Source organism: Pseudomonas sp. Mb7 (genome assembly GCF_054790525.1).
Window position 1 is genome coordinate 120,083 of record NZ_CP186501.1, and the last position, 13,145, is coordinate 133,227.

11 protein-coding genes and 1 tRNA gene are annotated in these 13,145 nt (G+C 59.1%); 9 read left to right on the plus strand and 3 right to left on the minus strand.

From position 1 onward, the window contains the following. Positions 1-131: 131 nt before the first annotated feature. The 4 genes from rpsO (at position 132) to ACOYXH_RS00525 (ending at position 3,446) form a co-directional block, all read left to right on the plus strand. The gene (gene rpsO / locus ACOYXH_RS00510; protein ID WP_003197723.1) at positions 132-401 is read left to right on the plus strand and encodes a 30S ribosomal protein S15; all 270 of its coding nucleotides are present in this window, start codon (positions 132-134) and stop codon (positions 399-401) included. Positions 402-594: 193 nt separating this feature from the next. Continuing rightward, positions 595-2,700 (plus strand): polyribonucleotide nucleotidyltransferase, encoded by a 2,106-nt coding sequence (gene pnp / locus ACOYXH_RS00515; protein WP_460067119.1) that lies wholly within the window; start codon positions 595-597, stop codon positions 2,698-2,700. 129 nt (positions 2,701-2,829) lie between these two features. Then, a tRNA-Thr gene (locus tag ACOYXH_RS00520) sits at positions 2,830-2,905 on the plus strand. Positions 2,906-3,146: 241 nt separating this feature from the next. Next, a complete protein-coding gene (locus tag ACOYXH_RS00525; protein WP_095049715.1) occupies positions 3,147-3,446 on the plus strand; it encodes a DUF6388 family protein in 300 nt (99 codons plus the stop codon). Between the two features lie 51 nt (positions 3,447-3,497). On the opposite strand, the gene nadC is transcribed toward ACOYXH_RS00525, so the two are convergent. Further along, entirely contained in the window at positions 3,498-4,346 is an 849-nt protein-coding gene (nadC, locus tag ACOYXH_RS00530; RefSeq protein ID WP_095049716.1) for a carboxylating nicotinate-nucleotide diphosphorylase, read from the minus strand. A 370-nt stretch (positions 4,347-4,716) separates the two neighbouring features. Here nadC and ACOYXH_RS00535 point away from each other — a divergent pair, with 370 nt between their 5' ends. From ACOYXH_RS00535 to ACOYXH_RS00555, 5 genes are all read left to right on the plus strand, one after another. After that, on the plus strand, positions 4,717-6,897 hold the full coding sequence (locus tag ACOYXH_RS00535) for a DUF1631 domain-containing protein (RefSeq protein WP_460410180.1): 2,181 nt from the start codon (positions 4,717-4,719) through the stop codon (positions 6,895-6,897). Positions 6,898-6,961: 64 nt separating this feature from the next. After that, positions 6,962-7,522, plus strand: coding sequence for a 1,6-anhydro-N-acetylmuramyl-L-alanine amidase AmpD (gene ampD, locus ACOYXH_RS00540; RefSeq protein WP_007915273.1), 561 nt, complete (start codon positions 6,962-6,964; stop codon positions 7,520-7,522). Beyond that, a complete protein-coding gene (gene ampE, locus ACOYXH_RS00545) occupies positions 7,519-8,358 on the plus strand; it encodes a regulatory signaling modulator protein AmpE (protein WP_095049718.1) in 840 nt (279 codons plus the stop codon). The genes ampD and ampE overlap by 4 nt, the downstream gene beginning before the upstream one ends. A 198-nt stretch (positions 8,359-8,556) precedes the next feature. Continuing rightward, positions 8,557-10,587 (plus strand): methyl-accepting chemotaxis protein, encoded by a 2,031-nt coding sequence (locus ACOYXH_RS00550; protein WP_220557754.1) that lies wholly within the window; start codon positions 8,557-8,559, stop codon positions 10,585-10,587. A 231-nt stretch (positions 10,588-10,818) separates the two neighbouring features. Then, the gene (locus tag ACOYXH_RS00555) at positions 10,819-11,208 is read left to right on the plus strand and encodes a hypothetical protein (protein ID WP_095049720.1); all 390 of its coding nucleotides are present in this window, start codon (positions 10,819-10,821) and stop codon (positions 11,206-11,208) included. Here the strand turns inward: ACOYXH_RS00555 and ACOYXH_RS00560 are convergent, their stop codons facing one another. Together ACOYXH_RS00560 and cra are read right to left on the minus strand one after the other, a co-directional pair. Further along, the gene (locus tag ACOYXH_RS00560) at positions 11,209-11,985 is read right to left on the minus strand and encodes a TatD family hydrolase (protein WP_095049721.1); all 777 of its coding nucleotides are present in this window, start codon (positions 11,983-11,985) and stop codon (positions 11,209-11,211) included. A 3-nt stretch (positions 11,986-11,988) separates the two neighbouring features. Next, entirely contained in the window at positions 11,989-12,984 is a 996-nt protein-coding gene (gene cra / locus ACOYXH_RS00565; protein WP_093435805.1) for a catabolite repressor/activator, read from the minus strand. Positions 12,985-13,145: the final 161 nt, after the last annotated feature.

Sequence of the window (13,145 nt, forward strand, 5' to 3'; positions counted from 1 at the left end):
CTGTGTAACAGCAGGTCGGCGAGTGTGGCTGTTAACAGGCACGGTCACGACTCATTTATAGATACAGGGATTTGTCCCTGGCCTGTTGAAGCTGTTTCCCTGAAACAGTTTCCTGATAAAAGGATTGCCTCATGGCTCTCGACGTTCAAGAAAAAGCTCAAATCGTTGCTGACTACCAGCAAGCTGTTGGTGACACTGGTTCGCCAGAAGTGCAAGTTGCACTGCTGACCCACAACATCAACAAACTGCAAGGTCACTTCAAGGCCAACGGTAAAGATCACCACTCCCGTCGTGGTCTGATCCGCATGGTAAACCAGCGTCGCAAGCTGCTGGACTACCTGAAAGGCAAGGACGTGAGCCGTTACAGCGCTCTGATCGCTCGCCTGGGTCTGCGTCGCTAATCAGCGATTGCGCTATGAGGTTGGTGGTCTGCAAGACGTCCGCGGTTTACCGCGGTCGCCTTGCAGGCTCCCAGCCTCAAGTTTTATCTGGATGCACGTTTTACCCCGGACAAGGGTTGGGCCGATTCCCGACATTGCCCAAGAATTCGCAAGAAACCAGTTCCCCCAAGAGCCACAAAGAAGGTAGGACACCGTGAACCCGGTAATCAAAAAATTCCAGTTCGGTCAATCGACCGTTACCCTCGAGACTGGCCGTATCGCCCGTCAGGCCTCCGGCGCAGTATTGGTCACCGTTGACGACGACGTCAGCGTATTGGTGACTGTAGTCGGTGCAAAACAAGCCGATCCGGGCAAGGGCTTCTTCCCTCTGTCCGTTCACTACCAGGAAAAGACTTACGCTGCCGGTAAGATCCCTGGCGGTTTCTTCAAGCGCGAAGGCCGTCCTTCCGAGAAAGAAACCCTGACTTCCCGACTGATCGACCGTCCGATCCGTCCACTGTTCCCTGAAGGCTTCATGAACGAAGTGCAGGTTGTCTGCACCGTCGTTTCCACCAGCAAGAAAAGCGATCCGGACATCGCTGCGATGATCGGTACCTCGGCTGCCCTGGCCATCTCGGGCATTCCGTTCGACGGCCCGATCGGCGCCGCTCGTGTAGCTTTCCACGAAAGCACCGGCTACCTGCTGAACCCGACTTACGAGCAGCAAGCTGCTTCGAGCCTGGACATGGTCGTTGCCGGTACTTCCGACGCCGTACTGATGGTTGAATCGGAAGCCAAAGAGCTGACCGAAGACCAGATGCTGGGCGCTGTACTGTTTGCTCACGACGAATTCCAGGTTGTGATCAACGCTGTGAAAGAACTGGCCGCTGAAGCTGCCAAGCCAACCTGGAACTGGGCTCCGGCTCCAGAAGCCACCGAACTGCTGGGCGCTATCCGTGCCGAGTTCGGCGAAGCGATCTCCCAGGCTTACACCATCACCATCAAGGCCGATCGTTACGCTCGCCTGGGTGAGCTGAAGGAGCAAGTCGTTGCCAAGCTGTCCGGTGAAGAAGGCCAGCCTTCGTCCAGCGAAGTCAAAGCTGCTTTCGGCGAAATCGAATACCGCACCGTTCGCGAAAACATCGTAAACGGCAAGCCACGTATCGACGGTCGCGACACCAAAACCGTACGTCCGCTGAACATCGAAGTCGGCGTTCTGCCGAAGACTCACGGTTCGGCGCTGTTCACCCGTGGTGAAACCCAGGCTCTGGTCGTTGCAACACTGGGTACTGCCCGTGACGCACAACTGCTGGACACCCTGGAAGGCGAGAAAAAAGACCCGTTCATGCTGCACTACAACTTCCCTCCGTTCTCGGTGGGCGAGTGTGGTCGCATGGGTGGTGCTGGTCGTCGTGAAATCGGTCACGGCCGTCTGGCCCGTCGTTCGGTTTCGGCCATGCTGCCAGCCGCTGACGTGTTCCCGTACACCATCCGTGTAGTTTCGGAAATCACCGAATCCAACGGTTCGAGCTCGATGGCTTCCGTTTGCGGCGCTTCCCTGGCCCTGATGGATGCTGGTGTGCCGATGAAGGCGCCGGTTGCCGGTATCGCCATGGGTCTGGTTAAAGAAGGCGAGAAATTTGCCGTCCTGACCGACATCCTGGGTGACGAAGACCACCTGGGCGACATGGACTTCAAAGTAGCCGGTACCGCCAAAGGCGTTACTGCGCTGCAGATGGACATCAAGATCAAGGGCATCACCGAAGAGATCATGGAAATCGCTCTGGGCCAAGCCCTGGAAGCGCGCCTGAACATTCTCGGTCAGATGAACCAGATCATCGGCCAGTCGCGTACCGAACTGTCGGCCAACGCTCCGACCATGATCGCGATGAAGATCGACACCGACAAGATCCGTGACGTTATCGGTAAAGGTGGCGCGACCATCCGTGCGATCTGTGAAGAAACCAAGGCTTCGATCGACATCGAAGACGACGGTTCGATCAAGATCTTCGGCGAAACCAAGGAAGCGGCTGAAGCAGCACGTCAGCGCGTTCTGGGTATCACCGCTGAAGCCGAGATCGGCAAGATCTACGTCGGCAAGGTTGAGCGCATCGTCGACTTCGGCGCATTCGTCAACATCCTGCCGGGCAAGGACGGTCTGGTGCACATCTCGATGCTGAGCGACGCTCGCGTAGAAAAAGTGACCGACATCCTGAAAGAAGGCCAGGAAGTGGAAGTGCTGGTACTGGACGTGGACAACCGCGGCCGTATCAAGCTGTCCATCAAAGACGTGGCAGCGGCCAAGGCTTCGGGCGTTTAATCACCCCATAGCTTTAGCGCAATAAAAATGCCCCGCCGTGAAAACGGCGGGGCATTTTTTTGTCTGCGAAATATCGCGACATTCTGCGAAGTTGCCGGACTTCAAGACCGGTGCTAGGTTTAGCCCACCGCCCGTGTAGCTCAGCCGGTAGAGCAGCGCACTCGTAACGCGAAGGTCGCAGGTTCGATTCCTGTCTCGGGCACCACCTTATTCATCTCTCTCACTTATCGCCATGCGGATTTATGTTCCGCAGGTCAGCTTTTTGTGGGAGAGATGTAAAGACCCGTGTAATTCGTCATGCAAACGTCCTATATTCGGTGCCTGCATGAGCATCGCTTAGCAGTTTTCAGATGATCCCGAATGGTTCCGAAGGCCGGTCAATCCGCGTCAGAGAGATCCTTGATGATCCAGATCCATCCTCCATTCCTAAGATCAGCGAGAACGCCATGACCGAATTAACTCAAGAGCAACGTCACGAACAAGCGCTGGGAAAGTACATTCTGGACGTACCGGACCTCAAGGAAGAGATCAAGGATCTCAGTCCCGACGATCAGAAAGACCAGATCCAGTGGGCCTTCGAAGATGAAGCCGAAGCCCAGGGCTTGCAGCCGTGGGAACTGACGCTCAAGTACACGAGCACGCCGGAAGAGTTCGAGGCGCAGCGCATCGTGCTGCACAAAGAGGCGGCTGAAGTGCTGGGTGTCGAGTGGGAAGAATACTGCGAGATGAATAATCTGGTGGTCTGAAACAAAAACGCCAGCCTCAACCGGGCTGGCGTTTTTTATTGCGTGAAACCTTCAAAGGCTCAAGCGCATCGACAGATCCACCGCTTTGACATCCTTGGTCATCGCACCGATCGAGATGTAATCCACTCCAGTTTCGGCGATCGGCAGCAGCGTGCTTTCGTTGATGCCACCGCTGGCTTCCAGCTTCGCCTTGCCGCCATTCAGGCGCACGGCTTCGCGCATGTCATCCAGGCTCAACTCATCAAGCATGATGATGTCGGCGCCGGCGGTCAGTGCTTCTTTCAGCTCATCCAGACTTTCCACTTCGATTTCCACCGGTTTGCCCGGCGCAATCTTGTGCGCGGCGGCAATGGCTTGTGGAATGCCACCGCTGGCGGCGATGTGGTTTTCCTTGATCAGGAACGCGTCGTACAGACCGATGCGATGGTTATGGCAGCCACCGCAGGTCACCGCGTATTTCTGCGCCAGACGCAGGCCCGGCAGGGTTTTGCGGGTGTCGAGCAACTTGACCTGAGTAGCGCCGACGAAATCCGCCAGGTACTGCGCGCGAGTCGCCACACCCGACAGCATTTGCAAGAAGTTCAGCGCACTGCGTTCCCCGGTCAGCAGCGAACGGGCCGGCCCTTCCAGATGAAACAGCGGCTGATTGGGTTTCACCCGCTCGCCATCGACCACTTGCCAGTGCACCGCGACCCGTGGATCGAGCTGACGAAACACGGCATCGACCCACGCCGTGCCGCAGATGACGGCTGCATCGCGCGTGATGATGGTGGCTTTGGCCAGACGTTCGGCCGGGATCAGTTGCGCGGTGATGTCGCCGCTGCCGATGTCTTCGAGCAACGCACGGCGCACGTTGGCTTCGATTTCGGCGGTCAAATCGGCGAGACGTAGATTCGGCATAACGGGCTCCACAAACAAAGTGGTTCGATTATAGGGGCATGGCGCGAGCCAACCCAAGGCGAGAACGCGCGTGCTTGCCTGCATCCGGTCGATTTTCTTTGAGCAAAACGCGCCCGGACAGGGTCATTGAGAGGGCATAGGGGAAACCCTGACGACTATGGCGCCGTGGGCAAGTTATGAAAGATAATCTGCCTTGCATTTGACGTCATAGCTTTGACGTCCTGATTGAACTGGTGGGAGCGAACCTGCTCGCGAATGCATTCTTTCAGTGACATTGCTGCGGCTGACACACCGCCATCGCGAGCAGGCTCGCTCCCACACGGGATCCGGGTTGGCTTACCCGAACGAATCACCGTTTCAGGAGGCTTGGATGCACAACGACGGGAAAGTGGTGCCTTTGCACAAGAGCGCTACCGATCAGGCGAATCACTCGCTGCTCGCCCGCCTGCCTGTGATTCTGCTTCAGGTTCGCGACAAGGCTGCCCAGCAACTGCGCCACGGTTTACAGGAGCTGTTCGATAACGCTGACGACACGCTGTTTGAAATGGCCGACCGGGCGCGCAACGACGTCGAGCAGAACATCTTCTTCGAAGCCATGCGCGACCTGCGCCTCAAGCGCAAAAACATCGAGCGTGGCTTCCTTGAGCAATTTTTCGAAGCCTTCGTCGGCCTGACGCAATACGACCCCACGCACAACACGCTGCCGCACGCCCTGATCTACGACGAACTGGCACCGCGCAGCGACGACATGGAGCGCAGCGTGGCGGTCGAGACCATGGTCGGTCGCGTGCTCAAGCGTGACGGCTTCGCCCTCGATCAACTGACCGCGCGCCTTAACGCGCTGCTCGGCAACACCCTCGACGATCAGCACAACCCGCTCGGCCCGGCGCGGCTCTGTGAGTTTTTCCTCCAGGCCGGGCGTAATCTGGGCGTAGAGATCAAGGTCAAGCTGATCCTGCTCAAACTGTTCGAGCGTTATGTCTTGGCCGACACCGAACAGCTTTACGCCGAAGCCAATCAATTGTTGCTCGCCACCGGTGTGTTGCCCGAGTTGAAAGCAGCCCCTGCACGTCGCGCAATTGATCGTGCGATCGCCAATGTGCACAGCGAGGAACGCGACGACACGCCGCCCGTCGACGAAGGCGTGCAGGAGGTTTTCGCCGCGTTGCAGCAGTTGCTCGCGCAGGTGCGCGGCAGTGTTGCGCCGACCTTGGAGTCCAGCGTCGCGGCGCAACCGATTTCCTCCCGCGACCTGCTGCGCCTGCTCTCGCATTTGCAACAATACGTGCCGGCGCTGGCGGCGCAGGATGACTTCGATCTGCGCAATCAGCTCGAACAACTGCTGACCCGGGTCAGCGTCAGAAGCGGCAAATCGCGGATCGTGGGCGATGCGGACGAAGACGTGATCAACCTGATTGCTATGGTCTTTGACTGCATTCTTGAAGACCGCAATGTGCCGGATTCGCTAAAGGCCTTGATCGCTCGATTGCAGATCCCGATGCTCAAGGTGGCGGTGCTCGACAAGAGTTTCTTCAGCCGCAGTACCCATCCGGCGCGGCGCCTGCTCAACGAAATCGCCGAGGCGGCCATGGGCTGGGGCGATTGCGACGGTGAGGCGCGCGACAGCTTATACCTGCGGATCGAGCAAGTGGTGCAGCGTCTGCTGACTGACTTTGTCGATGATCCTGCGATTTTTTCCGAGTTACTGGCCGATTTCCTCGCCTTCACCAGCGACGAACGCCGACGCAGTGAGTTGCTTGAACAGCGCCTGCGTGATGCTGAAGAGGGGCGGGCAAAAACCGAACTGGCGCGGCGTCGGGTCGAGCGCGCGTTGAATCAAGCGCTGCTGGGCAAGACTCTGCCGCCGACCGTGGTCACCTTCGTCCAGGACGCCTGGAGCAAAGTACTGCTGCTGACCTGTCTCAAGCATGGCGATCAGTCCGCTGAATGGCAGGCCGATGTGCAGACCATGGAGCAGCTGATCTGGAGTGTGCAGCGCCATGACGACGCTGAATCCAGCCTGCGCTTGCTGGCACTTGTGCCGGGTTTGCTCAAGGCACTGCGTGATGGTCTGAGCAGTTCGGCGTTCGATCCGTTCGCCACCAGCGAGTTTTTCAGTGAGCTGGAAGCCCTGCATGTGCGGGTGCTAGAGCGCTCCGAGCAGGCCGATCAGGCTTTGCCCATGGTCGAGGTGTCGCAACAGATCGTCCTGCAAACTGCCGATGAGGGCGGCGCGGCATTGCCGTCGGTACGCTTGCCCCACGACGCCGCAGGCTTGCGCCAGGTCGAACAACTGCGTCTGGGCAGTTGGGTGGCGTTTCAGGAAGACGAAGACCATAGCCTGCGCTGCAAGCTGGCAGCCATTATCGAAGCCACGGGCAAGTATGTATTTGTCGATCGCACCGGGATGAAGGTGCTCGAGCGCAGCCGCGTTGCGCTGGCCTTGGAGTTCCAGCGTGGCGCGGTGCGTACGCTGGACGACACCTTGTTGTTTGATCGGGCGCTGGAGTCGGTGCTGGGCAATCTGCGACGACTCAATCGCGGCAAGTGATCGCGCGCCGGGGGCCGATCACGGCATACTGGGCGCCAACACAGTCGGCGTTGAAGGAATCGGTATGCAGTTGGATCCCGCTAGCGGGTGGTGTCACGGGGTGCAGGTCTGCCCATCGCCCAACTTCAATGAGCGCCCGGCGGGCGAAATTTCCCTGTTGGTCATCCACAACATCAGCCTGCCGCCGGCGCAGTTCGCCACGGGCAAGGTGCAGGAATTTTTCCAGAATCGTCTGGATGTCACCGAACATCCCTATTTTGCAGGGATTGCTGACCTGCGCGTCTCGGCGCACTTTCTGATTGAACGTGACGGCAAGGTCACCCAGTTTGTCTCCTGTCTTGAGCGCGCGTGGCATGCCGGCGTCTCGGTCTTCGAAGGACGGGAAACCTGTAACGATTTTTCCGTGGGCATCGAGCTCGAAGGCACCGATGATCTGCCGTTCACCGACGCGCAGTATCAGGCGTTGACGGCGTTGACCCGCCAGTTGCAAAGCGCATTTCCGGCCATCACCGGCGCCCGCATTTGTGGGCACAGCGACATAGCACCCGGGCGTAAGACCGATCCTGGCCCGGCATTCGACTGGGCGCGTTACCGCGCGGCCCTGGCACAAGAGGAAGGACAATGAGTTTTCTGGTGTTACTGCTGGCGTTGTGGATCGAGAAGTTTTCGGCCCTGCGTCATCGGGTTCAACGCGATGGCGGATGGATCCGCGAACTGAACAAACTCGAAACCAGCACGCGCCTGGCCAGACAGCCTTGGCTGGTGCTGACGATTCTGGTGCTGTTCCCGGTGGCGCTGCTGGCGTTGTTGCTATTGGTATTGGAGCCTGTGGCCTACGGCTTGCTGGCGTTGCCGGTGCATTTGCTGGTGGTGATTTACAGCCTGGGGCGCGGCGATTTGCTCGGCGGTCTCGGGCCGTTCCGTGATGCCTGGCGACGTGAGGATTTGCAAGCCGCAGCGCATGTGGCCAAGCGTGATCTGGATATTTGCGCCGACAGCGGCGAGCAGTTGCTTGAAAGCGTGCAGGGGCATCTGCTGTGGCAGGCCTATCAGAGCTTTTTTGCGGTGATCTTCTGGTATTTCGTACTTGGCCCGGTCGCGGCGTTGGCGTATCGCCTGTTGGCGTTGGCGCAGGAGCACGGCCAGAACCCGGCGCTGGTCGAGCGCGCGGCGCAACTGCGGCATGCCTTTGACTGGCTGCCGGTGCGCTTGTTGGCGGCGAGCCTGGCGCTGGTCGGCAATTTTGTCGCGGTCAGTCGGGTGATGCTGCATGAACTGCTGAACTGGAACATCAGCGCTGCGCAATTGATCAACCGGGTAGGTCTGGCGGCGGGCGAGATTCCACCTCCCGTGGTCGGGCCGGACGGCATCAACACCCTCGATTGCTTGTGGGAATTGCTGCTGCGCGCGGCGGTGTTGTGGTATGCCGGGTTTGCCTTGTGGACGGTTCTGGTTCACTGATTTCAAGAAAGATCAAAAGATCGCAGCCTGCGGCAGCTCCTACGAGGAGATCTGTGTGTCGCGGGCTGCGATGTCGTTAACCTTAAGTTACAAAACCTCCCTCCGATTTGAGCTATACAGAGATGGCGCTCGATAGTGGCTATCTGCTGTCGCCCCGCGCCTGCCAATAAAAACAAGAAAAACCAAGGGAGACTTCCAGTGAAGAGCTTGCTCTATCCCGCCGTCTCGCTGATGAACCGTCTGAGCTTCGGCATGAAGTTCAGCCTGATCAGCGTGCTGTTTCTGGTGCCGATGCTGGTGACCAATTTTTATCTGGTGCGCGATTCCTATCGCGAATTCCAGGGCACTCGGGTCGAGCTGCAAAGCCTTGATCTGCTGGGCAGTAGCCTGGCCCTGCGTCGGGATCTGGAAACCCTCAATAACCTGGTACAAATCAACGTCACCCTCGGCCAGTCCGGCAAGGCCGGCAACGTCGAGGCGCAGATAACCACCCTCGAACAAGCCGTTTTGGCGCGCCTGCAAGGGCTGACGGCGATGACCGAGGATCCCGAGCAGATTCAGGTCTTCGACGGTAAGCGCGATGAAATGATTGCCGCGTTCAAGGCCCAGCAAACGGAAAACTCGCTGCAAAGCAAAAGTGCGTTGATCGGCAAATTGCTCGCCAGTGCGCAGATTTTCAGCCAGATCATTACCAGCCAGGCCGGCCTGAGCCGCGACAACCAGAGCGATATCCGTCAACTCAGCGAACTGGTCACCCTGATCACGCCGACCGTCACGCAAACCCTCGGTGAAGGCCGGGCCATGGGCTCGTATTCATTGGGCCAGGGTTTTCTCAACAGTTCTTCGAGCACCCGTTTCGATGAGCTGATGGTGCAGATCGAAAAACTCCAGGCCGAGTACGCGCTGAAACTGCAGGACGCCCTCGGCTCCAGCAAAGCCGCGCGGGATACCCTCAGCACGGTGGCCGACAGCAGCAAGGCCTCGCTGAAACAGGCCAGCGAACTGTTCGAAGAGCAGGTGGTGATGGCCGACACCCTCGATGCGCCGTGGCAGGCGTTCTACGATCAGGTCACCGTGCTGATCGACAGGACTTACCAGCTCAACGAAGCCACCCTCAAATTCCTCGACACGCAATTGCAGCAGCGTCTGGCGCAGAACCGCACACACATGGTCTTGCAGGCGGTGGCGCTGTCGGTGGTGTTCGTACTGATCTTCTATCTCTACGGCGGTTTCTACGCCTCGACCCGCACCACGCTGAAACGCCTCGGGGCGATGATGGACAAGGTCGCGGCCGGCGACATGACCGTCAACTTCAAGGCCAATAGCCGCGATGAGCTGGGCGAGTTGGGCGAAGTCTTCAATGGCACGGTGAGGAAGATTCACGACTTGATCGAGCGCGTAGGTCAGACTGTCGCTGAGGTCGAGCGCCAGGCCGGGCAGGTTGAAAACGTCTCTGCGCAAAGCAATCAGGCGGTCGCCGGGCAACGCACGCAGATCGAGCAAGTGGCGACGGCGATGAACCAGATGTCGGCGACTTCACTGGAGGTGGCACGCAGTGCGGCGGCAGCGGTGAGCAGCGCCCATAGCGTCAATGACGAGACCATCAGTGGCCGTGGCCTGGTCGAGTCGCAGCAGGGCAGCATTGCTGCGCTGGCCAGCGAAATCGACCAGTCGGTGTTGGTGATCAACCAGTTAGCCAGCGACAGCCAGGCGATCAGTCGAGTACTGGAAGTGATCAAGAGTATTGCCGAACAAACCAACCTGCTGGCGCTCAACGCCGCGATCGAAGCCGCCCGTGCTGGCGAGCAGGGGCGCGGTTTTGCTGTGGTCGCCGATGAAGTACGCACCTTGGCCAAACGCACCCAGCAATCAACTGAAGAAATCGAACAGATGATCGCCAAACTGCACGGCGGTGTCGGCGCGGCCGTGAAGGCCATGGGCGTCAGCCATCAGATGGCCAATGGCACGGTCGGGCAGTCGGAAAAGGTCCAGCAGGCGCTGGAAAACATCCTTGGTGCGGTCGGTATGATCGTCGATCAGAACCAGCAGATCGCCGCTGCGGTTGAACAGCAAACTGCGGTGGCCCACGACATCGATCAGAACATCGTCGAGATCAACCGCGCCGGCGAGCGCACGGCGCAAGGTGCGCATCAGACCGAAGATGCCAGCCGGGCGCTGTCAGCCCAGGTCGTTGAGCTTAAACAACTGATCAGCGCGTTCCGCGTCTGAGGCACGCACGAAAACTGTGGGAGCGAGCCTGCTCGCGAATGCAATCTGTCACCTGACACACCGCCTTCGCGAGCAGGCTCGCTCCCACAGGGTTTTGGGTTTTGTCAGAACCCTTTGTAGTACTTCTTCACTTCCGACCGTAAGCCTAATCCTGTTTCCCTCCAGGCTCTGGCATTTCCCCATCAATGAGCCAGTATCCATACCCAATCGTTCGCGTAGAGGAGGTCGCTCATGTCTGCCGCAACCTTGGGGGTGCGGGGCCGTTGTGCTCATTGCCTGACCACGCTGCTGCTCAAACCCTGGCAGCTCAATGCCATCTCGATCAATGAACCGTTTACCTGCGAGCATTGCCAGAAAGCGCTGGAGCTGCGATGCCCGCAACAGATCAAACGCTTCAAGTCGCTCGACTCACTGGCGCTGCTGCGCTTCAGCGCTTCGTTGGCGGTGTGCACTGCGCTGCTGGTGGCGTTGGTGATGGAGTGGGTGGGGCTACTTAGCGTCACTGAGCAACTGAACGCGTCACTGATCACGATCTTTGTGTACTTCTTGGTCGTCCGTTACGCGCGCCAGCGTCAACACCTGACGCTGATTCTGGAGGCCGCCAAGGCGCACGCCGACTGATTACCAGCCGAATACTTGGCAGCTATTGGCGGTACTGGCCGTCGCCAGTTGTTGCGGGCTGATATTCATCAGTCCGGCCAGCGCCTCGCAGATCGCCGGCAAGTGCGCCGGACTGTTGCGCTGACCGGGAAACATGACAGGTGCCATGTCCGGTGAATCGGTTTCCAGCACAATCGAATCCAGTGGCAGTTCCGCCAGCACCCGATGCATGCGCAACGCTTGTGGCCAGGTCGGTGCGCCGCCGAGGCCCAGTTTGAAACCGAGTTTGATGTATTCCCGAGCCTCTTCACGGCTGCCGGCAAAGGCGTGGATGATCCCCGCGCGTTTGAGCTTGAAGCGCTTGAGCGTCGCAATCACCGCCGCGTGGCTGCGACGCACATGGATCAGCGCCGGTAACTGAAAGTCAGCGGCCAATTGCAGTTGCGCCTCGAACAGCGCCTGTTGCCGCTCGCGGTCGAGGGTTTCGATAAAGTAATCCAGACCGATCTCGCCCACCGCACACAACTGCCGATGACCGCGTAATCGAGTCAGCCAATCACCAAGCGCCGACAAATCCTCAGGACGATGCTGATCGAGATACACCGGGTGCAGACCGAATGCCGCGTACAAATCGACATCGCTCTGCACCAGATCCCACATCCGTTGCCAATTGCCCTCATAGACGCCCAAAACCACCATCCGCCGCACCCCGAGGGCGCGGCTTTCGGCGAGCAACGCTAAGCGATCGGCGTCGAAGTCGGGGAAGTCGAGGTGGGTGTGGCTGTCGATCAGCTCCACGGTTCAGTCCCGGTGAATACGCTGCTTGAAGGTCCGCGCGATAGCTTGCACGCCGGGCTTGTACTCCGACTGCTCGACCGCCGCCAGGGCCAGTTCCAGCGCCTTGTCGGCGATCAACTGGTGCTGCTGAGCCATGGCGTTGACCGGCAGCGGCAGGAAATCCAGTAACTGCGTATCGCCGAAGGTGCCGAGGCGCAGCGGCCGCGATTTCAGCGGGAAGTCATGCAGCGCATCGAACACGCCTTGCAGCAGCACGTAGGACGTTGTCACCAGCGCATCCGGCAAATGCCCCAGACGTTGCAGGAGTTCTTCCATCAATTGCTTGCCGCATTCGCGACTGAAGGATTCGGCGTGTTCGACCAGCACTTCGCCTTTGAAGTCGACCAGCGCCTCTTTGAAACCGGCGGCACGTTCCTGGCTGATGCTCAGTTCCGGACGGGCGCCGAGCAGTACGATCTGCTTCGGTTGCGGATCGAGCAGGCTCTGGGTCAGGTGCAGGCTGGCCTCGCGGTCGTCACTGATCACCGAGCAGAAATGCTCGGGTTCCATGACGCGGTCGATGGCGATGATCGGCAGACCTTTGGCCTGCAACTGCCGATAACTGTCATCGCCGGCCGGAAGGCAACTGGCGACGATCAGCGCATCGCAGCGGCGCGCCTTGAATAGTTGCAGCAACTGCCGCTCGCTGTCTGGCGCATCGTCGGAGCTGGCGATCAGCAATTGATAGCCGCGCGCCCGCGCACCTTGCTCGAGCAGCTTGGCGATCCGCGCGTAACTGGGGTTTTCCAGATCCGGCAGAATAAAGCCCAGCGTGCGCGTGTGCCGACTGCGTAGCCCGGCTGCTTGAGGGTTTGGCGTAAAGCCGTGCAGATCGACCACTGCGCGCACCCGCTCGACGGTGGCGGTGCTGATGCGTTGCTGTTCGGCCTTGCCGTTGATGACGTAGCTGGCGGTGGTCACGGACACTCCGGCCAACCGCGCGATATCACTGAGTTTCAACCCGGGATTTCCTTGTTTTTTCGAGCTTGCCGCGACATTTTCGCCAATCCTACCCGATTAGGGCAGGCGACTATTGTCGCAGCGCATCCGACAAGTTGGACTTCAAGGATGGGACATTATCGAGTAACGTGCCGATCAATCTAGATTAAACGTTTCAGCAA

What these genes read in the sequence shown, in the direction of transcription:
- rpsO (WP_003197723.1), top strand. Translation starts at nt 132, where the DNA reads ATGGCTCTCGACGTTCAAGAAAAAGCTCAAATCGTTGCTGACTACCAG.
- ACOYXH_RS00525 (WP_095049715.1), top strand. Translation starts at nt 3,147, where the DNA reads ATGACCGAATTAACTCAAGAGCAACGTCACGAACAAGCGCTGGGAAAG.
- nadC (WP_095049716.1), bottom strand. Translation starts at nt 4,346, where the DNA reads ATGCCGAATCTACGTCTCGCCGATTTGACCGCCGAAATCGAAGCCAAC.
- ACOYXH_RS00535 (WP_460410180.1), top strand. Translation starts at nt 4,717, where the DNA reads ATGCACAACGACGGGAAAGTGGTGCCTTTGCACAAGAGCGCTACCGAT.
- ampD (WP_007915273.1), top strand. Translation starts at nt 6,962, where the DNA reads ATGCAGTTGGATCCCGCTAGCGGGTGGTGTCACGGGGTGCAGGTCTGC.
- ampE (WP_095049718.1), top strand. Translation starts at nt 7,519, where the DNA reads ATGAGTTTTCTGGTGTTACTGCTGGCGTTGTGGATCGAGAAGTTTTCG.
- ACOYXH_RS00555 (WP_095049720.1), top strand. Translation starts at nt 10,819, where the DNA reads ATGTCTGCCGCAACCTTGGGGGTGCGGGGCCGTTGTGCTCATTGCCTG.